General features: G+C 45.5%; 21 protein-coding genes. 8 read left to right on the forward strand and 13 right to left on the reverse strand.

Going from position 1 to position 21,321, the window contains the following annotated elements; translation table 11 throughout:
• Positions 1-67 precede the first annotated feature (67 nt).
• The 6 genes from CI960_RS04810 to CI960_RS04835 all read left to right on the forward strand — a co-directional run bounded on the left by CI960_RS04810 (position 68) and on the right by CI960_RS04835 (position 9,230).
• Entirely contained in the window at positions 68-3,205 is a 3,138-nt protein-coding gene (locus CI960_RS04810) for a TonB-dependent receptor (protein ID WP_010185450.1), read from the forward strand.
• Between the two features lie 17 nt (positions 3,206-3,222).
• Complete coding sequence (locus CI960_RS04815; RefSeq protein ID WP_005861816.1) at positions 3,223-5,022, forward strand: RagB/SusD family nutrient uptake outer membrane protein; 1,800 nt, start codon at positions 3,223-3,225, stop codon at positions 5,020-5,022.
• 32 nt (positions 5,023-5,054) lie between these two features.
• The gene (locus CI960_RS04820; RefSeq protein ID WP_005861818.1) at positions 5,055-5,951 is read left to right on the forward strand and encodes a sugar phosphate isomerase/epimerase; all 897 of its coding nucleotides are present in this window, start codon (positions 5,055-5,057) and stop codon (positions 5,949-5,951) included.
• A 183-nt stretch (positions 5,952-6,134) separates the two neighbouring features.
• Positions 6,135-6,329 carry a PspC domain-containing protein gene (locus CI960_RS04825; RefSeq protein ID WP_005861820.1) on the forward strand — a complete coding sequence of 65 codons (195 nt, stop codon included), beginning with the start codon at positions 6,135-6,137 and terminating at the stop codon, positions 6,327-6,329.
• Positions 6,330-6,332: 3 nt separating this feature from the next.
• The gene (gene uvrB / locus CI960_RS04830; protein WP_005861822.1) at positions 6,333-8,354 is read left to right on the forward strand and encodes an excinuclease ABC subunit UvrB; all 2,022 of its coding nucleotides are present in this window, start codon (positions 6,333-6,335) and stop codon (positions 8,352-8,354) included.
• Between the two features lie 3 nt (positions 8,355-8,357).
• Positions 8,358-9,230: an N-acetylmuramoyl-L-alanine amidase-like domain-containing protein gene (locus CI960_RS04835; RefSeq protein WP_005861824.1), complete on the forward strand. Its 873-nt coding sequence runs from the start codon at positions 8,358-8,360 to the stop codon at positions 9,228-9,230.
• On the opposite strand, the gene CI960_RS04840 is transcribed toward CI960_RS04835, so the two are convergent.
• A complete protein-coding gene (locus CI960_RS04840; protein ID WP_005861826.1) occupies positions 9,224-11,428 on the reverse strand; it encodes a DUF5686 family protein in 2,205 nt (734 codons plus the stop codon). The two genes, CI960_RS04835 and CI960_RS04840, sit on opposite strands and share 7 nt — an antisense overlap.
• A gap of 213 nt (positions 11,429-11,641) precedes the next feature.
• On the opposite strand from CI960_RS04840, the gene CI960_RS04845 reads away from it, so the two are divergent.
• Positions 11,642-12,292, forward strand: coding sequence for a Crp/Fnr family transcriptional regulator (locus CI960_RS04845; RefSeq protein ID WP_369799702.1), 651 nt, complete (start codon positions 11,642-11,644; stop codon positions 12,290-12,292).
• Between the two features lie 62 nt (positions 12,293-12,354).
• Here CI960_RS04845 and kdsA read toward each other — a convergent pair whose 3' ends face one another.
• The 12 genes from kdsA to CI960_RS04910 all read right to left on the reverse strand — a co-directional run bounded on the left by kdsA (position 12,355) and on the right by CI960_RS04910 (position 20,653).
• The gene (gene kdsA, locus CI960_RS04850) at positions 12,355-13,158 is read right to left on the reverse strand and encodes a 3-deoxy-8-phosphooctulonate synthase (RefSeq protein ID WP_005861830.1); all 804 of its coding nucleotides are present in this window, start codon (positions 13,156-13,158) and stop codon (positions 12,355-12,357) included.
• Positions 13,155-14,078: a tRNA (adenosine(37)-N6)-dimethylallyltransferase MiaA gene (gene miaA, locus CI960_RS04855; RefSeq protein ID WP_005861832.1), complete on the reverse strand. Its 924-nt coding sequence runs from the start codon at positions 14,076-14,078 to the stop codon at positions 13,155-13,157. The genes kdsA and miaA overlap by 4 nt, the downstream gene beginning before the upstream one ends.
• A 69-nt stretch (positions 14,079-14,147) precedes the next feature.
• Positions 14,148-15,149: a type I glyceraldehyde-3-phosphate dehydrogenase gene (gene gap, locus CI960_RS04860; protein ID WP_005861834.1), complete on the reverse strand. Its 1,002-nt coding sequence runs from the start codon at positions 15,147-15,149 to the stop codon at positions 14,148-14,150.
• A gap of 186 nt (positions 15,150-15,335) precedes the next feature.
• Positions 15,336-15,710 (reverse strand): hypothetical protein, encoded by a 375-nt coding sequence (locus tag CI960_RS04865; RefSeq protein ID WP_005861836.1) that lies wholly within the window; start codon positions 15,708-15,710, stop codon positions 15,336-15,338.
• Positions 15,670-16,077, reverse strand: a complete 408-nt coding sequence (locus CI960_RS04870; protein ID WP_005861838.1) for a phage holin family protein — start codon at positions 16,075-16,077, stop codon at positions 15,670-15,672. Before CI960_RS04870 ends, CI960_RS04865 begins: the two co-directional genes overlap by 41 nt.
• 7 nt (positions 16,078-16,084) lie before the next feature.
• A complete protein-coding gene (locus CI960_RS04875; RefSeq protein ID WP_005861840.1) occupies positions 16,085-16,306 on the reverse strand; it encodes a YtxH domain-containing protein in 222 nt (73 codons plus the stop codon).
• An 89-nt stretch (positions 16,307-16,395) separates the two neighbouring features.
• Positions 16,396-17,247, reverse strand: coding sequence for a 50S ribosomal protein L11 methyltransferase (gene prmA, locus CI960_RS04880; RefSeq protein ID WP_005861841.1), 852 nt, complete (start codon positions 17,245-17,247; stop codon positions 16,396-16,398).
• A 12-nt stretch (positions 17,248-17,259) separates the two neighbouring features.
• On the reverse strand, positions 17,260-17,883 hold the full coding sequence (locus CI960_RS04885) for a DUF3226 domain-containing protein (protein WP_005861843.1): 624 nt from the start codon (positions 17,881-17,883) through the stop codon (positions 17,260-17,262).
• Positions 17,880-18,923, reverse strand: coding sequence for an ATP/GTP-binding protein (locus CI960_RS04890; protein ID WP_005861845.1), 1,044 nt, complete (start codon positions 18,921-18,923; stop codon positions 17,880-17,882). The genes CI960_RS04885 and CI960_RS04890 overlap by 4 nt, the downstream gene beginning before the upstream one ends.
• 91 nt (positions 18,924-19,014) lie before the next feature.
• Complete coding sequence (locus CI960_RS04895; RefSeq protein WP_005861847.1) at positions 19,015-19,458, reverse strand: N-acetylmuramoyl-L-alanine amidase; 444 nt, start codon at positions 19,456-19,458, stop codon at positions 19,015-19,017.
• Positions 19,459-19,776: 318 nt separating this feature from the next.
• Positions 19,777-19,875 (reverse strand): smalltalk protein, encoded by a 99-nt coding sequence (locus CI960_RS23130; RefSeq protein WP_005861849.1) that lies wholly within the window; start codon positions 19,873-19,875, stop codon positions 19,777-19,779.
• Between the two features lie 280 nt (positions 19,876-20,155).
• Entirely contained in the window at positions 20,156-20,653 is a 498-nt protein-coding gene (locus tag CI960_RS04910) for an HU family DNA-binding protein (RefSeq protein ID WP_005861851.1), read from the reverse strand.
• Positions 20,654-20,880: 227 nt separating this feature from the next.
• Here CI960_RS04910 and CI960_RS04915 point away from each other — a divergent pair, with 227 nt between their 5' ends.
• Positions 20,881-21,120, forward strand: coding sequence for a DUF4248 domain-containing protein (locus CI960_RS04915; RefSeq protein WP_005861853.1), 240 nt, complete (start codon positions 20,881-20,883; stop codon positions 21,118-21,120).
• Positions 21,121-21,321: the final 201 nt, after the last annotated feature.

Below are 21,321 nucleotides of genomic sequence, written 5' to 3' on the forward strand. Positions count from 1 at the left end.
GGTGTACAAAATACCCCCCCCCCCCCCCCCCCCCCATAATTATTCTGTAAATCAGAATGATATAAGATTGACGGGTACCGTTATTGATGAAGCCGGTATACCAGTGATTGGTGCAAACATTCTTGTAAAAGGTACGACAAACGGTACGATTACCGATATGGATGGTAAGTTTACGTTAATCAATGTTCCTGAAAACGCAATCTTGGTGGTTTCTTATATCGGATATCTAGACCGTGAGATTCCTGTGGCAGGGAAAAGTACGTTGGAAATCCGTTTGAAAGAGGATACGCAGAAGTTGGATGAGGTCGTTGTCGTAGGTTATGGCGTGCAGAAAAAAGTGAACATGACCGGGTCTATATCGAACGTGAAAGCGGATGATCTATCTGTGATCCCGAGTACAAATCTTTCAAACTCTTTGGCCGGACGTGCTCCGGGAGCTACGATCACGGGCAACTCTGGTTTGATGGGGGCTAAATCCGAGATTCGTATGCGTGGAGGATTCGGTGATCCTTTGTTCGTTATTGATGGGGTGATTCGCGATAAAGAGGCTTTCGACTTATTGGAACCTTATGAAATAGACCAAATGAGCTTCTTGAAAGATGCGGCTACCGCCTCAATCTATGGTTCCGCTGCTGGAAATGGTGTCGTGTTGGTAACGACTAAGGGAGGAACGAAAAACCAAAAACCGATATTTAATTACCAAGGTTCTTATGCGTTTAGTAAACCGACTCAGGAATTGTTTGCCGACCGTTGGGATGCGATTGATGATTTGGACTACCAGAATGCGGTAGCTCGTTTCCAAGGTACGCCGCTTCCTAATGGCGAGGAGGAGTATGCCTATTTCCGTGATAATAAGATCAACTATAACGTGAACGATTATATTTGGCAGAATCCCTGGAATACGAAACACTCCTTGAGCGTGAACGGTGGTACGGATAAGGTAAAGTATTATGTGATGGGATCGTTCTTGGCCGAGGAGGGATCGTATGTGTCGTTGGAGAATAAGAAATTCTCCTTACGTTCGAACCTTTCTGTCGATTTGACCAAGTATATAACCATGAATGTGAACTTGGATGCGAATCAATCGAACGATAAGCGTTTCTACTGGCCTTTCTCTGACGATGACGACCAATCGGTGTACGATTTATATCGTTGTACCTTCAACGCAATGAAGACAACGCCGTTTTACTCTTACTTAGACGGAACGCCCGCTAACACCATCACGGATTATCCGATCTATCAAGACTATGGCTCTTGGCAGGGATGGAATCCCGTGGATCAAGTGGTTGGAAACCGTTATTTGAAGACACGTCGGCGTAATTTGAACGGTATCGTTTCGTTCAATATCAACCTTGATTTCATAACGAAAGGTTTGAGCACGAAAGTGATGGCCTCTTATCTAGGCCACGATTACAACCGGAAGCGCTTTATGACCTTCCAGAAAAACTATAAATTCCAGCAAGCGGATCCGCAAGGCAATCGTTTTTTGCCGGCTCCATTGAATTTGAATGAATATAATACCTTCAACTTCTCGCAGAATTACGAGAATCTGGAGTATAAGACTAAACAATTGTGGACCGAGCAATTCAACTGGTTCGTGAATTATGCCAATACGTTCGGTAAGCATGATGTGGCAGCCATGGTGGTATTCGAGCAGGCATCTAATGGTGGCGAGGAGGTATCGGCCAAAGGTGAGTCTCCGCTTACGAATTTAGACCAGATGTTCAACTACTCATCCGATGCTTTGCGACGCTGGGGCGAGGCGAAGGAGAAGAACGGAGGGCGCCTTTCTTGGATCGGCCGTTTCAATTATACATTTGATCAGAAGTATATAGCAGAATTTTCTTTCCGTTACGATGGTAATACCCTTTTCCCAGACGGTAAGCGTTGGGGCTTCTTCCCCTCTGTATCTGCCGCATGGCGTATCAGCCAAGAGTCTTTCATGGAGCCGACATCTGATTGGTTGAGTAATTTGAAGATCCGTGCCTCTTATGGTACGACGGGTAATGATATGGATTTGAGCAAGGACCCGATTGACAAGGTGGATGCGTTCTCTTATTTGCAAAAGTATCAATTGGGTGAAAAATATATCTTTGGTAATAACTTGGCAAATACGATTGTGGCTGGAGCGACTCCGAACTATGCCTTGACATGGGCAACCTCAACTACTTATAATGGTGGTTTGGATTTTGGTTTCTTCAATAATCGTTTGTCTGGAACGTTCGATGCCTTTTATCGGAAAGAGGTAGATATCCTCGGACCGCGTACGGTGACACTCCCAAGCACGTACGGACAGGCTTTGGCTCCGGAAAACTATGCCGAGCGTTCTTGGCGAGGCGGTGAGTTGGCTCTGACTTGGATGGATAAGGCCGCGAATGGCGAGATTACTTACTCTGCCTACTTGAATCTGGGATTCGCTCGTGATCGTTGGGATGTATTGGATGAGGATGCCACTTATCGAGAAGGGGGTAACCTGCATGCGTTGTCAAAACAGGGTAAGGCTGAGGGAATCTTGACGGGCCTGATCGCCGATCACTTGCTGACGGATCCGGCAGAGGTGGAAGCCTTGAAGGCGAAAGGTTTCAAGCAATTTGGACGGGATCCTTATCTGGGTGGTATCTTGTATAAGGATACGAGAGGCGATGGCTACTCGGAGGGACCGGACGGACGTATTGATAGCAATGATGAGTATAATTTGTTGAGTGAGAATGGTACGCCACGTATCAATTATGGTTTTGGCGGTAGTATCAAGTGGAAGGGAATCACGCTGGATGTGCATTTTCAAGGGGTCGGAAAATATGATCGCTTCGTAGGTGGCGTAGATGGAGGTTTCTATCAACATGGTGGTACGATTCGTCCTTATTTCCCGATTTGGACGAGTGATAAGGTGTATGATCCGGAACTTAATCCGGATGGGGTTTATCCACGTATCACGGGCACGAGTTGGTATGAGTCTGGAGCGGGTAATACGAGTTACTGGATGCGCAATGGCGCTTATTTGCGTTTGAAGAATCTAAATATTGGTTACGATTTGCCTATGGCTATTCTTCGTCCGTTAGGAATCACGCATGCTCAGGTATTTGCGAATGCTACTAACTTGTTCTGTATTTCAGCTGTGACCGAGTTCTTGGATCCGGAACAAGAATATTATGATTCTTATCCTTTGATGAGAACGTTCTCTTTTGGTCTTAATTTCTCATTCTAAATATAATATAGGAAGATATGAAAATGATTCAATTTAAATACGCGATAATTAGTGCGGCCTTTCTGTTAGGTGGAATGACAACAGGCTGTGACACGTTGGATATCGACAACCTAGAGACCTACGATGAGTCTATGGTTTGGGGAGACCTTAACCTGGCTCAGGCGTACGTGAACAATCTGTATGAGGAGTGTTTTGAGGGCTGGAGTGTTTCTGCCGACCAAAATTCGGATCAAGTGACGGGCATTCCTTGGTATTTGGGTACGATCACGGAGACTGGGGATAGTTATAAAAAATGGGACTATACCAAGATCCGCCACATCAATGAGGCGATCTTTAAACTGGAGTCTAGCGTGATAGAGGATAAGAAAGCTGTGGATTTCATGTTGGGACAAGCCTATTTCATGCGTGCCTATATGTATTATTGGATGGTGTTGCATCATGGTGGCGTACCTTATTTGAAAGTGCCGCAAGATAAAGATAAGGATGATTTGTACGTGAAACGTAACTCTACGCCGGAATGTTTCCAGTTTATGATAGAGGATTTGGATCATGCGATTTCCTTGTTGCCTGCCAAAATAGCTGGTAGTTCCAGTGATTATGGGCGTATAGACCAGTGTTTTGCAAAGTCTTGGAAAGCAAAGACCTTGTTACTGAAAGCTTCTCCTCAGTTCAATCCGAAACGTATGTATGATAACGCATACTGGAAAGAGGCTTACGTGGCGGCTAAGGAGGCGTATGATTTTTGTGTGCAGAATGGCATCGCGTTGACAGAGAATCCGGCGGATATTTGGTTGCAAGAAAGAGGTCCGGAGGTTATCTTCCCGGTTATTTATTCAAATCCGAACCGTGTCGCTACTTGGGAGTATGGTACGCGTCCGGCTTCTGTGAGCCGTGATAAACCTTATCATAATCCTACTTGGGAATTCGTAAAGGATTTCCCGATGTTGGATGGTAAGCGTTACGACGATCCTACGGGCAAGTATTACGTAGGTGACGAGCAGGCTTTGCTGAAGGCTTTCTGGAAGAATCGCGATCCGCGTTTCAACAGGGCTTGTTTGTATAACGGACGCGAATGGCCGGTAGCTGGTAGATCTGCCGACAACCGTATGTATAACGCCTTGGGTGTGAGCAACGCAGACGATCAATATGGTGTCAATCCGAATGCGGGTGTCAATGCGGCCAACAATGATATTTTCTCTGGAATGTATAATTACAAAGTGTCTGATCTTTCCTTGACACAAGACAAGGTGATGACGTTCGATATTGATTATATCTTGATGCGCTTTGCCGAAGTGATGTTCATCTATGCGGAGGCCGCTAATGAGAACGGACATTCTGATGTAGCTATCGATTTGTTGAAACAGATCCGTAAGCGTGCGGGTATAGAGGCAGGGGCGGATGGTTTGTATGGCTTGAAGATTGGTAGCCGTGAGGAGATCCGTCAGGCGATTTTGGATGAACGTCATATCGAGCTGTGCTATGAGGGACATCGTTTCTGGGACTTGCGCCGTACGCGTAATATGATGATGTTGGCCGGTTGGACGAAACATGGTATCGAGGCGATCGCAGTCAACCCGGATGGCTCGGATATGGACTTGAACGTCGCTCGCGACCGGATCGCCAAGAATGAGTTGACTACCGGTGATTTTCGCTACGTAATCCATCAAGTTCCTTATACGGAGGCAGCTGAGCGCCAGTTCGTGATCGAGGAAAGCTTCTATTTCTTCCCGATCAAGAAAACTTACTTGGACGAGAACCCGAATTTGGAGCAGAATAATAATTGGGGAGGTACGTTCAATCCGACTATGGAACAATAATTGATTGATTCTTAGATTGAATAATAAGGAATATGAACATTAGGAAATATATATGGGCGTACGTGGTGGCTATGGCCTTGATTTGTCCGGGCGTGAAGGCGCAGGAACAGATCACGATCGGTGTCATCCAATATGATGTACGCGATATAGATAAGAGTTTCAAAGCCCTGCATGAGCAGGGCTTTGGTTCTTGTGAGTTAAATTATAGTGAAAAAAGATTCACGAAGGAATTGGCGGAGCAGGTGAAGGCCGCTTCCGAGAAGCACCGGATCCGGGTAACTACGTTGGTTGGTGTGCCGGGAAGTAAAAGTACGTGGAATTTTCGTCAAGGACCGGCTACGATCGGCCTGGTACCTATCGATGAGCGTTTCGAGAAGTTGGACTTATACCGTAAAATGATCGATTTTTGTGTACAGGCTGGTATTCCGGCTATGCACTCGCATTTTGGATTTATTCCAGAGGATCCGTCTTCGGCGCAGTATAAGGATTTCATTGAGGTGATGCGTGGCTTGGCTACTTATGCGAAGGAGCGTAATGTCTTGATTTATTTCGAGACTGGGCAGGAGACACCAATCACTTTGATTCGTGCGATCCGGGATATCGGTACGGGTAATTTGTTTATCAATTGTGATTTGGCGAATTTACTAATGTATGGCAAGTCGAACTCCCTGGATGCGGTCAAGTTGTTTGGTAACTTGATTAAAGAGTTCCATGCGAAGGATGGCAAGTATCCGGATCCTAACAATCCGTATGAGCTGGGCCATGAGGTACCGATCCCTACGGGCGATGTAGATTTTCCCGCAGTGATTGCCGAGTTGAAAAAACAAGGATTCAAGGGTGCGATAACAATTGAATGTGAGCTGAATGGTACCCGCCATGATTATGTGATCCAAACTCGTAAATATTTGCAAGAGTTGCTGGATCGATAGGCCGCTTAATCACGATTGTAAGCGGTGTTGAATGCCCATTGTAAGTGCTTTATAATGCCCATTATAAAGAGCCTGCAATGGGCATTGTCGTATTTGTAAGAATTATCGACAGGAGTTGTTATTTTATTAGAGGGAAAAAATTATCTTTGCGTGTATACTGTCTAATTGTTAAAATAGAGGATAATGGAAGAGAAGAAAAGATTGACTCGTTCGAATAATAAGATGATAGGGGGTGTTTGTGCCGGTCTTGCGGAATACTTGGATATCGATCCGACGATCGTACGGATCGTATGGGTATTGATGGTTCTTTTCGCCGGATTCGGTATACTGCTCTACATTATATTATGGTTAATAATGCCTAAACAACAGATCGGGTAAAGGATGAATTTTGAAATATCGTCTTCGTTCAGTCCCACGGGTGACCAACCCGAGGCGATTGCGGCGTTGTCGGAAGGGATCAAGAGTGGTGTTCCTTTCCAGACACTTTTGGGTGTTACCGGTTCCGGTAAGACGTTTACGATCGCTAACGTGATAAAGGAAGTTCAGAGACCGACCTTGATACTCAGTCATAATAAGACGCTTGCCGCTCAGTTGTACAGTGAGTTTAAAGCGTTTTTCCCAAATAATGCGGTAGAGTACTTTGTCTCTTATTATGATTATTACCAACCGGAGGCCTATCTACCTTCTACCGATACCTATATAGAGAAAGACTTGGCGATCAATGAGGAGATCGATAAGCTGCGTTTGAGGGCCACGGCTTCCTTATTGTCGGGTCGTAAGGACGTGATCGTGGTCTCATCCGTATCCTGCTTATATGGCATGGCAGACCCTACGGCTTTCGCCGAGAAAGTGACGCATCTGGAACGGGGTATGCGTATCGACCGGGATAAGCTGTTGCGCCGGTTTGTAGACGCCTTGTACGTGAATAATAAGCTGGAGTTCAAAAGCGGCTGTTTCCGTGTGAATGGTGATACGGTGGATATTTTCCCGGCGATCGAGACCTTCGACGGCATGGCGTACCGTATCGAGTTCTGGGATGATGAGATAGACCGCATCTCCTCTTTCAATCCGTTGACAGGCGAGGAGTATGATGAGCAAGATGAGCTGAATATTTATCCTACCAATTTATTCGTGACCACCCAAGAGCGTATCAATATGGCGATCGGTCAGATCGATGTGGATCTGGGGACGCAGGTGAATTTCCTCAAGGAGATCGGTAAGCCCTTCGAGGCGAAACGCCTGTATGAGCGTGTCACGTTTGATCTGGAAATGATCCGGGAGCTAGGGCATTGCTCGGGTATCGAGAACTATTCCCGTTATTTCGACGGACGCGCGGCGGGAGATCGTCCTTTCTGCCTGTTGGATTATTTCCCGAAAGACTTCCTGCTTGTCGTAGACGAGAGCCATGTGACGATCCCGCAGATTCGTGCGATGTATGGCGGGGATTATGCCCGGAAGAAAAACTTGGTGGAGTATGGTTTCCGTTTGCCCTCGGCGATGGATAACCGTCCGCTTACCTTCGATGAGTTCGAGTCGTTGACGCCTCTAGGCATTTATGTGAGCGCTACTCCCGCCGATTACGAGTTGATAAAGAGCGAGGGAGTGGTGGTGGAGCAGGTGATACGTCCGACAGGCCTGCTGGACCCGATTATCGATGTCCGTCCTTCATTAAACCAAATCGACGACTTGATGGAGGAGATCACGCAGCGCTCGGCAAAAGACGAACGAGTCTTGGTGACTACCTTGACCAAGCGTATGGCGGAAGAGCTGACTACGTATATGACCCGCATGGGGGTACGATGCAACTATATACATAGCGATGTAGATACCTTGGAACGTGTACAGATTATGGACGACCTGCGGAATGGCCTGTTTGATGTGCTGATCGGTGTCAATCTGCTACGCGAGGGGCTGGATTTACCGGAAGTCTCGTTGGTCGCTATCTTGGATGCGGATAAGGAAGGCTTTTTGCGTTCCCACCGATCCTTGACGCAGACAGCTGGACGTGCCGCCCGAAACGTGAATGGAAAGGTTATCTTCTATGCCGATAAGATCACGGCGAGTATGCAGCAGACCATGGACGAGACCAATCGCCGGCGGGAGAAACAGATGGCTTATAACGAGGCGCATGGCATTACTCCGAAGCAAGTCATGAAAAACAGTGTATCCATGCTTGCCGAGAAACAACAAACGGCGGAGCCTTACGCTTATATAGAGCCGGAACCAAGCTTGGTAGCGGACCCGGTCGTGCAATACATGAACCGTACGCAGCTTGAGAAGGCGATCGAGCGGACTCGCAAACAGATGACGGAAGCAGCGAAGAAACTGGATTTCATCGAGGCTGCCCAATTCCGTGACGAGCTGGTGAAATTGGAGGATTTACTGAAAACGAAAAAGGATTAGCTTATGAGAAGGGGAATGATACTGCTCGGTTTTTGGATGTGTGTATGTATGGTGTTTTTAGTGAACGCCCAAGAGCATACATCCCGTAAGTTGTATTGTACGGATGAGGATCGTGCTATTTTCGATCGGTATTGTACTCAGATGGAACCTAAGAAGTCGTTACCCCTAGACGAGCTAATGATCCATACCGCCCTTTTCTTCCGGGGGACTCCTTATGTCGCCTCTACCTTGGAAAAGGAGCCGGAGGGCTTGGTGGTCAATCTGCGGGAACTGGATTGTACCACATTCGCGGAGACCGTATTGGCTTTATCCCGCACCCTGTGGGAAGAAAATCCTACCTTTGAGAACTTCTGTGAGAATTTACAGCAGCTCCGGTACAGAGACGGCACGATCCATGATTACACGGATCGTTTGCATTATATGACCGACTGGTTCTATGAGAACGAGCGAAAAGGAATCGTGAAAGATATGGGGCGGGAGATCGGTGGTGCCTCCCTACCTTTGGATTTATCTTTTATATCCACGCATCCGGATAGCTATAAGCAATTGAAGAACCATCCGGAAAGGGTTCGAAGGATGGCCGATAAGGAAAAGGAGATAAACCTGCGTCCTCATTATTATGTGCCTAAACAGGAGATCGAGAAATGTTCGTCCGGAATCAAGAATGGCGATATCCTCTGTTTTGTTACTTCTATCAAGGGGCTGGACGTGACGCATGTCGGGATTGCCTATTGGAAGGATGGACAACTGACATTTATCCATGCCTCTTCTTCCGCTAAAAAGGTAATCATCCAAGCATCCTCCTTACGAGATTACGCCGAGGGGATAAAGAGCTGTAAAGGGATATTGGTAGCCCGCCCACTATCGATTTATTGAAATAACTCGAAGGCAAACTTGAATCCCATGCTTTGGTAATGCCAGCGATCGAATCCGGCGAATATCCCGATATTAAAGATATGGTTCCCGATCCCGTATCCGACTTCCGTATAGCTAGGCAAGACCGGTGTCCATAGCTGGCTCAGATAAAAGCGTTCGGAGAGGATATAGCGTGAGGCCGTTTGCATGAATTTTTTCGTGGAGTTGATGCGGAGGATCTTGAATAAGACAAAAGGGCTTTCATACATGAAATGCGCTTGTATATACTTATCGGAGGCATTGAACCACTCGCCTTTCAGCAGATTGAAGACTCCGCCAATCTGATCATCCCATGTATCGGGGAAATTCCTGCGGGTGAAATACCTAAAGTCCGCGAAATAGGTAGACTTCTGTTGCGTATAAAGACCGGCGCTGATATGATAGTTCAATCGTCTGCAGAGGCCAAGCATAAGGCTTTGATGCATGTCCGCCTCTATACGTCCGTAATCTCCCGAGCTTTTCCCGACTCCGGGGATACCTCTCGCTATTTCGATTGATATCGTGGGATAATACGAATAGACATACTCCTTCCGGTATCCGTCCATGCGATAATATTGGCGGGGGGTATAGGAGAAACCGAGCGTGGGCGTAAAGTCATTATAATTTTGGCTAAGTATTTCCTCTACATCATCCCCGGGATCAATCGCCACTTTCTTTTTAGAGGGGATACGGCGATGGTAAGAGATGCCTGTTGTTAATTGAAACCCATTGAATAACTCAATGGAGTTTTTTATTTCCGCATAGTAGTGTTTGAAATACTCAAGGTTTAAATCATCAAAATTGAAGGTGGAATCCTTTAGTTCCTCATTGATCTTTTGGGTGATCTCGGAGGAATAGCTTTCATTACTGTTTCCTACTTCTACCGATAAAATTCCCCGTTTCTGCGGCGAGTATTCCCAATCGCCTCCAACCTTGAAAAATATCTGCTTGCGCTTGAATACGTAACCTATCTCCGGACGAAAACGAATTTGCTTGTCACGGGTAAATGTCTTGCTGATACGGAATCGCTGTTTGTAAGTGATGCCGTTACGGGCGGAATAACCCAATTGGAATGGATTCAGAAGCCCGGAATATTTAATACGGGTCGTTTTATAATCCATATTGACCGTATTCGTTAACTGCTCCGTTAGTTTAACGTACTTCTGGAGATCATCGGCCGTATCGATTTTATTTATATTCTGCTCTTGGGCTTTATTGTATAAGTGGGCTTCATCCGGACTCAAGGGATTGTCACGATGGATATTCCAATACGTGGAATCCCTGATAATAGGAACCGTATCGGACGAGAGCTTGTAATAATTGGTCAGGTCCAAGGATTTCCATTTATGGCTTTCGTTGTCCTCCTCCACCCATTCCACTTCCTGATACTTAAAGGAAGAATGGTAGGTGGTTGCCACTGCGTTTCCCAATACCCTGTATCGGAGGAATAGATCCGCCTTCTCGGGCAGGATGAACCGCCTGAAATCCCGTCCGTAGCTCATGACTAGGTTGAATTCGGCGAAAGAGTAACGACCGTTCATATCGATCTTGTCGATCGTCCATGACTGGTCGATGATATATAGATCCCCGCATACCAATTTCTGGCTCCATTGCTTCGGCAGGAAACGGATTTTGTAAATCGTCAAGCCGTTGATAGTTTCCAGCCCTTCCAAATTGAACGTATAAAACTTAAAAGCGTTGCTAGCTATCGGCATGAAGATAGCATCATCGTAAGCGGTAGGGGAGTATACGTTCAAATTCAAGAAGGCCAAGGCCTCCTGCTGCTTTTTCCCGTTGGGTATGCTGTTTCCGTTGACCGCCTTTAGATCATGAAGATAGTTCTGCGGAGCGTTAAATTTAGATTGGCTGACCATCTCAAAAAGCATATCCTTATTTTTTCGGTCGATAGGGAAGATATGGTGGGCGAGACGTATTAACATATTTTGTTTTAAAATTTCTGTACGTCCTTTGATATAGATCTCAGCCTCATATTTCGATACCGTATTTTGGTATTGGGTTGCCTTTTCGATAACAAGGTGCATGATCGAGTCCGCCCGTTCTCTCGTTTCTCGATTCCCCTTGCCAAAAGACAGGATCTTATCACTATAAGTATCAGTGCTCTTTGCGAAAATACCTATAGAGATTAAAATCAAGGTAAGTATCGAATATAACTTTTTCAACGATTTTACATTCTTTCCAGACAAACATAATGAATAAATTTCAGTTTAGACGTGAAAGAAAGTAAAATGTTACAATATGGTGTAATTAATCGTACAAAAGTTTTTATTTTATCAAAAGAAAAATCGTATATTTGTGCTTCATAAGTATGTTATATAGCAGTCGTGGTTAAACAGCAAAAAGAAGAGGTCGATTTATCGGCCAGTTTATCAGAGGTGTGGAGGGTTCTGACCGATAAGGAACGTGAGATCCTCCGTAGTAATTCGACGATCCAGCATTTCAAACGTAACGAGTTGATTTATTGCGAGGGCGACGAACCAAAGGACATGATGTGCTTGTTAAAGGGTAAAGTGAAGATTTACAAGGATGGAGTAGGTGGCAGAAGCCAGATTATCCGAATGATTAAGCCTGTGCAGTATTTTGGTTACCGGGCTAGTTTCGCTCAAGAAGATTACTTGACGAACGCTTCCGCATTCGAGGCTTCTACGGTTTGCATGATTCCTATGACAGTGGTTACGGGCCTTTTAATGAGTAATCCGAATTTGGCTATGTTTTTCATCCGACAATTATCCATTGATCTCGGTATCTCGGATGAACGTACGGTTAACCTTACGCAAAAACATATTCGTGGGCGATTAGCTGAATCTTTGTTATTCCTGAAAGATAGTTACGGACTGGAAGAAGACGGTGCTACGTTAAGCATCTATTTGGCTCGTGAAGATCTGGCAAATCTATCTAATATGACTACATCGAATGCTATTCGCACGTTGTCTACCTTTGTGGCGGAACGTATCATTGCTTTAGACGGTAGAAAGATTAAGTTGATAGATGAAGATCGGTTGAAGAAAATCAGCAAGATGGGATAATTAGATTATTGATCGTAAAAATAAGAAATAAAGGGGCCTTTTTAGTAAGGGCCCCTTATTTTTTATAGGATCGCTTGGCGTAAACGTACCAAACGTGTCAAAAGATCTTCTAATAAATCCAGTCTGAGCATATTGGCCCCGTCGGATTTGGCTTGGCTTGGCTCCGGGTGGGTCTCTATAAACAGGCCGTCCGTGCCTATGGCTATAGCGGCTTTCGCTATCGTCTCGATAAGGGCGGGCAATCCACCGGTCACGCCGGAGGTTTGGTTCGGCTGTTGCAAGGAATGGGTTACATCCATAATGACTGGGAAACCGAATGTTTGCATTTGCGGGATACCCCGGAAATCGACAACAAGGTCGGTATAGCCGAATGTCGTTCCCCGCTCGGTGATCATGACATTATCATTTCCTGCGTCCACTACCTTTTGTACGGCGAATTGCATGGCACCCGGCGAAAGGAACTGTCCTTTCTTTATATTGACGATCTTCCCGGTCTCGGCCGCCGCTACCAATAAATCCGTTTGGCGGCATAGGAAAGCCGGGATTTGAAGGACATCGACATATTCGGCGGCCATGGCAGCTTCCGTTGTCTCATGGATGTCGGTAACGGTGGGAATATCGAACGTCTCGCCCACCTTACGTAAGATCTTTAACGCCTTCTCATCCCCGATGCCCGTGAAAGAATCCAGACGGGAGCGATTCGCTTTCCGATAGGAGCCTTTGAATACATAGGGTATATGCAGTCTTTCCGTGATACCCACTATTTTCTCGGCGATACGTAACGCCATATCTTCCCCCTCGATTACGCAAGGACCTGCCATCAAGAAGAAGTTCTCGCTTTTATTTAGATCGTTTATTGTTATCATAGCTGATTATTTAGAATTCGCATTGTTGTCGCTATTTTTTCTTCGGTCGGTAGGGTGGCGTCTATCCAATGAATCTCGCAACCCCGGCGTTCCATGCCCCGGAACCAAGTCATTTGCCTCTTGGCGAATTGATGGATAGCTATCTCGAGTTGCGAGACCATCTCCTCAAAAGAAAGTTCCCCAATAATATATAAAGTAAGAAACTTATATTCCAATCCGTAATAGATCAAGTCCTCCGGTTTAACACCCGTAGCCAAGATCGTACGAACCTCATCCACCATTCCTTCGTCCAACCGGGTCCGCAAGCGTCTGGATATTTTTTCCCTACGTAATTCCCGGTCGATGTGGATACCGATGATCAGGCTGTTGATCGGATTATATTCATTTACGTCTGGTGCCTGAGTCTTATAATACTCCTCGATCTCGATCGCACGGATAGCCCGCTGGGCGGTGTCCACGTCCGTTTTATTATGTAATATCTTATAAGAGGCGAGGATGGTTTCCAGTTCCTCCAAGGTTTTATTCCTCAAGGATTCCCTTAGCTCAGGATTTTGAGGCACGTCTAATAGCTTATATCCTTTTAGTACGGCCTCTATGTACATCCCGGTTCCTCCACATAAGATCGGGAGTTTACCCCTCCGCTTCATATCCTCATAGACCCGGAAAAAGTCATGCTGATACTCAAATACGTTATATTTATAGCCGGGCTCGCAGATATCGATCAAGTGATAGGGGATTTGTTTTCCATTCACGTTGTAATCGGCCAAATCCTTACCCGTCCCGATATCCATAGAACGATAGATCTGCCGGGAATCAGCGCTGATGATCTCCGTATCCAACTGGGCGGCGAGAGCGGCGGCGAAGGTCGTCTTTCCAGAAGCCGTAGGCCCTAGAATCGTGATAAGTTCATATGATTTCATGATACAAACGTACGAAAAAAAAGGCCATCCTCAAAGAGGATAGCCTTTTCTATGTAGAGTGGTAATAAATTACTTACCAGCGATAACGCGAGCCATCTCACAAACTTTGTTTGAATAACCCCACTCGTTGTCGTACCAAGATACGATCTTAGCGAAGTTAGAATCCAAAGAGATACCAGCTTTAGCGTCGAAGATAGAAGTGTTAGCACAGCCACGGAAGTCAGTTGAAACAACTGCGTCTTCAGTATAACCAAGAACACCTTTCAATTCGCCTTCAGAAGCCTCCTTCATTGCAGCGCAGATGTCAGCCATAGAAGCCTCTTTCTCAAGAACTACTGTCAAGTCAACAACAGAAACATCAGAAGTCGGTACACGGAAAGCCATACCTGTCAATTTGCCGTTCAATACAGGTAATACTTTACCTACAGCCTTAGCGGCACCCGTTGAAGAAGGGATGATGTTCTCAAGGATACCACGACCACCTCTCCAGTCTTTCTTAGAAGGACCGTCTACAGTCTTCTGAGTAGCTGTAGCAGCGTGAACTGTTGTCATCAAACCTTTAACGATACCGAACTTGTCGTTCAAAACCTTAGCGATAGGAGCCAAGCAGTTTGTAGTACAAGAAGCGTTAGAGATAATGTCTTGACCTGCGTAAGTTGTATGGTTAACACCGTAAACGAACATAGGAGTAGCATCCTTAGAAGGAGCAGACATGATAACTTTCTTAGCGCCAGCTTGGATGTGTTTGCGAGCTGTCTCGTCTGTCAAGAAGAAACCAGTAGACTCAACAACAACGTCAGCGTCAACCTCGTTCCATTTCAAGTTAGCAGGATCCATCTCAGCAGTTAAACGGATCTTGTTACCGTTTACAACCAAAGCGCCGTCTTCTACAGCTACTTCGCCGTCGAAACGACCGTGTACTGAGTCATATTTCAACATGTATGCCAAGTAATCAGCATCCAAAAGGTCGTTGATACCTACAACTTGAATGTCGTTGCCAAAGTTAGCAACTGCAGCACGGAACACCATACGTCCGATACGGCCAAAACCGTTAATACCTAGTTTGATCATTGTAATAAAACTTTTTATGGGTTTATTAATAATAAGTCTTTATTTTTATCTCTTATTCATCGCAAGGAGTAGATATTCATTTTATCCCTTGCTTTAACGACTGCAAATGTAGTCATGTTTTTTGTATTGAGCCTTATAATATAGCTAGAAAAAAGCTGCCCTCTAACATAAATTAATTGTTGGAGGTTATTTCTTTTTCTTGAATAAGAGATTAGAGAACCATTTTTTCGCTTTTTTGATTCCCCACGTCATAATAAATGGTTGAGCGAGATCCCAAGCGATGGGAATCATGCCTTTCGCTATGGATAAATAGTCTGAGATCCCTAAAGCGATGGAGGGTTGTCCAGCCGTTACGGGAGCTGTGTTCTTGTCGTTTGTTTTTGTCGTTGACTTATTGCTCGGGAAAAGGAGAGACGATAATCCGGATAACAATAAACTTCCGGCGTTCTCCTGTATATAAGAGAAATCCTCATTCAATTTCTGTTCCTGTCGCTTACATTGTCTCTGTATGCGTTCTTTGTCAGAAATCAGTTTCTCCAGTGGGGTTTGCCGGTTGTTCATCGTTTGTCGCGTTATTTTTATCGTCATTCGCCGTCATGGCGGCTATTACCTCATTTAATACTTTTGTGCTGATCCTGTCCCTATTCATTATTATAATGCCGATAAGTAGCAGGTACAAGACCGCCACGATACCGAATCCGAACCCGGAGGAGCCGAGCCAATCCCCTAGGAAGAAGCCCAAGGCCAAGAATATGAACAAGATGGCGAAGAACGCCAAGAACAATAATATCAAGCCATATGAGAGAACGGCTATGACTTTACCCGTTCTCTCATATGTGCTCAACTTTAGGAGCTCAAGTTTTAACTCCACATAAGCCGATACATCTTCTTTCAGCTCACGGAAGACTGTTCCTGAATCTTTCTCCATACAAAGCTTATTCAGCTACGATTTCTTCTGTTGCCTGTACTACTTCTTGCTTTCCTTCTTTATATTTGGCAAGAGCGGAGTTAAAACCTTCTTTTACTTTTCCGACAACACCGTTCAATTCTTCCAGTAATTGTTCTCTCTTATCTGTCGCTGCCAAATAACCTACAGCGGCACCAACAGCCGCGCCTACTACAAGGCCAAGTAATAATTTTGAATCTACGCTTTTCATAACTTTTTCTTTTTAGAAGTTTCCACTAAGATAACGTATTTATTTGGATTAAGGTTTATCTTTGTCTTAACTTTTGTTGTTAAAAAAAGTTATCCTTTTAAGACCTTCACGGCAACCCAGTTATTTCTTTCGTTATAAGAATCCAATTTCAGCCCGTTCTTCTGACATTCTGCTTCTATCGCCGGGATATCTTCTACATAAAAGCCGCTCATAAATAGGATGCTTCCCGGTTTCATACTGTTTGTATATTGACAAATGTCATTCAGGAGGATGTTCCGGTTGATATTGGCGAAGACGATGTCGAATAGTCCGAATTCCTTGATTTTCTCGGCGCCGCCCAAGGCTACTTGTATGTCTTCGGTATGATTCAGGCGGATATTCTCTAGGGCGTTGTTATAAGCCCATTCGTCGATGTCGATGGCCGCTACCCGTTTCGCCCCTTTCAGCCGGGCCAAGATGGCCAGCACGGCTGTGCCGCATCCCATATCCAGTAGCTCCTTACCTTCTAGGTCTAGTTTCAGCATCTCGCTTATCATCAAATAAGTCGTTTCGTGATTGCCGGTGCCGAAAGCCATTTTCGGGTCTATTATTATATTATATGTATAGCCGGGCTCCGCCTCGTGGAAGGAGGCACGGATAATGCACTCGTTTCCGATCCGGATGGGTTTGAAATAATTCTTCTCCCACTCCTCATTCCAATCCTTGCTTTCTACCCATTTGGAGGTGTAATCGATCCGGGTATTCTCTAGCGGAAAGTCGGCCAGTTTATCATCCAATGTCTTTTTGTCGTATAAAGCCTCGGATATATATCCCAGCAAACCCTTCTCGCTTTCCGTAAAGCTCTCAAAACCGATTTCCCCCAACTCGGCGGCCAGCACGTCATTGATAATCTCTTTCTCGATAGGGGAGGTGTATGTGAAACTGAGTTCGTAATAGTTCATGTCGTATCTTTTTTATGATAAATGTTCCTTTAAAAAAACAACTAAATTATTTAGCGTATCCGCATCAAGGTCCCAATGGTCTTTATTCCTATATTCTCTATTAGGTTCCTTTATTTTTTCCTTCTGTGTTTTAGAGGTCCCTAATAATACCTCCAGATAGGCATATATCTTTGTCTTTTTCGCAGGAAGTGTAAGAGGGGTATCTTCTCTCCAAGGCAATACTACCTGTTTCAATGCTTCCTCATAGCTGGTCCAACAATCCATGACAGGTTGATTTTCTGGATTGATTATCTTTTCTAACAAATCTTCCAATTCTCCTGTATCTTTATTGTTTGGAAATAGGAATAACTCGAAATCCACATGACAGCGTTCTTTCCACAAGATTAATTTCTTCTTCCTGTCTTCAAAATCAGCATCAGCATCAAAGATTACAAGGTTAACACCGCCATCTGCCGAAGTTCTGTTCATCTGATTCACATAAACTTCTTCTGTTTTAGGAGAAACGAGACAATTCCAACCGGATGTTTTGATAATATTACCCTGATCGATAGAAGTCTTAAATAAAAATTCCAATAGCTGTGAAATAAATCGCTTATCGGCGTCTCCTTCAACGAAAATCTTAAAAAGTTCTTTCATCGCCTGATTTCTATTTCATTGTCAATCGCCTCTTTCAATCCTTCAAAGGAATATCTGTAAGCTTGAAAACCAGCCTGCTTAGTCTTTGCGATATTGTAAACATTGGCAAGTTCACGAAGGCTTTCGTCATCTTGCATGACAGCCTCAAGACTTTGCAGGCACTCCAAGTTATGTGTAGTTACAAACAGCTGTATATTATGCTTTTCTATGAATTTCAGCAAAACCCTCCACATCAGTTTGTGGGTGGTATAATGAAGGCCGTTGTCGAATTCGTCAATCATGACAATGTGGTAATCCTCGCTGGCGATAGTGGCCATGATATTAATCATGCGCCTTACTCCATCGCCTGCCATGCTGATAGGCAGAAGTTCGTGCAATCCTTTCATGGCAAGATATAATCCATCCGGTAAAGCTTCTATGGATTCTATATCCGGATCAAACTCTTTCAAAGCATCAATGACAACCTGCTTCTTGTTCCTTTTTACCAATGTCGCAAAATTACTGGATGCGTTATTGTCATTTTTGTCCACAGGAATGAACAAGCAATTTAAATCCTCCTTATAAGTGGCATCTAGCGTTTGTTGCAGGGTTCCGTCCACACCGACGAATAAGGCAGTATGATACGAGAAGCCATCTTTTTCCTGCACATCAAAATCAAAATTCAATTGTTTGACAGTTGATTTTAAAGAGATGTCACTGGAAGAGGCTTCGGTCGTATTTCGAAAAAAGGGAGAGAAAGTGAGTCTTCGTACAGAAGTTCCGGTTTTTGCCTTTAACAGAGGCTGATTGTTAAAATCAATATTATGAAACAGGTATTTCAAGCTGTCCATATCGGAATTAGTCTGTGTTCTCCAGTAATTTACCCGCATGGGCATTATCGGATTGGCCATACCTACCAACATGAAAACGGCTTCCAATATAGTACTCTTACCTGCATTATTAGCACCAACAAATACATTCAATCCAGACAATCGGTCTATTTTTATAGAATCGAAGCCCCTGAAGTTGGAAATTTCTATTTCGTTGAATTTTTTATCCATTAATAGTTGATTTTAGCCAGTACTTACTTTCCAAACTGCGTATATATCTACAAATATAGTTACATTTTATGGAAAACAATACAATACGTCTTCAAAATAATTGATATTCTTTCTCCGCGTCGAAGCAGGGGCAAGCCTTGCGAATGTTGGTGCTGAGTTGATAATGTCCTAAGATACGTGCCGACGGGTAATCACGGCGTAGCTGCCGCAAGAGATCGAGCAGGGTACAACGCTGGGCATACGTCCGGGTATCCGCGGGAAGTCCTCGCTCATCCAATCCGCCCTCGTAGCAAATACCCAGACTGTGATCGTTCCAGCCCGAGGCGTGTGCCCCGATCTGGTTCTCCGGCCGGCAGCGGTGCAGCTCGCCATCCCGGGTGATATAGTAATGATAGCCGATGTCGGCGAACCCACGATCCTTGTGTGCGCTCCGAAGCGCTTCCACTGGAAAATCCCGGTCGTAGCGGGTTGCGCTGCAATGAATTACAAGGAGGCGAACCTCCCTGTAATTCTGATAAAAGCAATATTGTTTCATTTTTATTCTTTTTTTAGTTTGTGTGTTACTTTTCTCTTGAAAGAAAAGTAACCAAAAGTTCAAGGCTGACGCGGACGGGCTACTCGTCGGCCTTCGCTCGCTGTCGCGTCCCAACTCGCTTCGCTCAAACAGGGACGCTCCTGTCGCTCACTTCGGCCGCCTCGCTTTACGCCCGCCCGCTAAGGCCGGATGGAGAGCCGTTCCCGGCTCTTTGAGGAGAGGCCGGCCCCTTGAGAAAGACTGTCCTTCTGGGTAGAGGGTGTCCTCTTTTGGGGAGGTTGTCTTCTTTAGGGAGTGGGAACGGGTGGGGGAGGCTTGCTAAAACAATTGGCAAGCTTGCAGGCCGAAGGCCCCTGCGATGGCGGTAGCAACAGCGATGATCACTTTGAGAATGGTACTCCAAACAGACTTCTTCATGATAATTAATAATTAATAGTGAACAATGAATAATGAATAATGATATCCCGGCTGATATAAGAGGAAAGCGACGCTTTCCTTCGGACGGCCTCAGCGGACGGGCGTGAAGCGGAGAGACCGTAGCGAGCGCCCGGAGCATCCCTGTTTGAGCGCAGCGAGTTGGGATGCGACAGCGAGCGCAGGTCTCGAAGTAGCCCGTCAGCGTCAGCCTTGACCTTTTGGTTACTTTTGGGTCAAGCCAAAAGTGACATACCGATTGGGTCAAGCCAAAAGTGACACGCTATATCTCGTCAGGCGATTCCGAGTCGTCCCCTCCGGAAGCGGGCTTCTTACTGATATCTACAGAGGTCTCCCCGGCCTTCTCCGCACGAAGCACGGCTTGCTGAGCCTTGCGGCTGGCCACCGGCTGGAACTCCAGTCCGGCGAAGATGTTCTTCAGGTCCTCGCCCGGTATATACTGGATGTTGACACCGGTGATGTTTGTAGATGTGAATTTCTCAAGACTCTCCGCCCCCTCGTTGAGGATCTGTAGACGGAATTTGCCCAACTCGCCGAAATCCACCTGCTTTCCCTCTTGGAGGGCATCGAGCAGGTTCTCGACGGTGGAGATCAATACCGCCACCACGTCCGCACGGCTGACGGTGGTTTGCTTGGATATCCGGCGACTCAGTTGCTTGAGCGACAGCTCTCCATTGACCTGTGCCGTGGCGTACGCTTTCGCCGGCTCGTCTTTCTTCAAAGGGTTGGGCCGAAGGGCCACACTGTAATTTAATGCCATAGTTTTGATAATTAAAAATTGATAATTGATAATTGAAAATGGGATCGATCTGTTTTCGATTACGAATGTACGACTTCCGGTTTCCTCCGGAATGAGTCTCGTAGAGGCGGTGTGAAATCGAGGGGAATAAGGTGATAAAAGATGAATATTAGTGGATCGGATCGTTGCCGGATTCGTACTTTTTCAGTATCTTTATTCCTGTAAATGAATTGAAAAATACCTATTTTATGCAAACAAACAACGAATATCTGGATGAGTGGCCGGTGCGCCCTTATAGCAAACGGGAGTTGGCCATGGCCTATGCTCCCGATATCAGTCCGAGTTCCGCTCTCAACCGCTTGGCGGGATGGGTCCGACATCACCGGAAGCTCAGCCATGAGCTGGATGAGACGGGTTACCAAAACCGGCAGCGGATTTTCACCTCCCTGCAAGTGGAACTGATCTTTCGCTATCTGGGCCGTCCTTGAACGAGGATCTTCCACGTTCGCTTTCGCGTGCGTATATCGGCATCGCTTCATGCGTATATCGGCGTTGGCCCACACGTATATCGGCGTGGCCCTATGCGGGCGTAGGCGTGAGGCGATGCCGGTGTACGTGTGGGGCGTGCGACTTATGCGAGTAATGCAAATAATGCAAGTAATGCAGTACCTGTTTTCCCACACACGTGC

Origin of the sequence: Parabacteroides sp. CT06, from assembly GCF_002257605.1 — a bacterium.
Taxonomy (GTDB): domain Bacteria; phylum Bacteroidota; class Bacteroidia; order Bacteroidales; family Tannerellaceae; genus Parabacteroides; species Parabacteroides distasonis.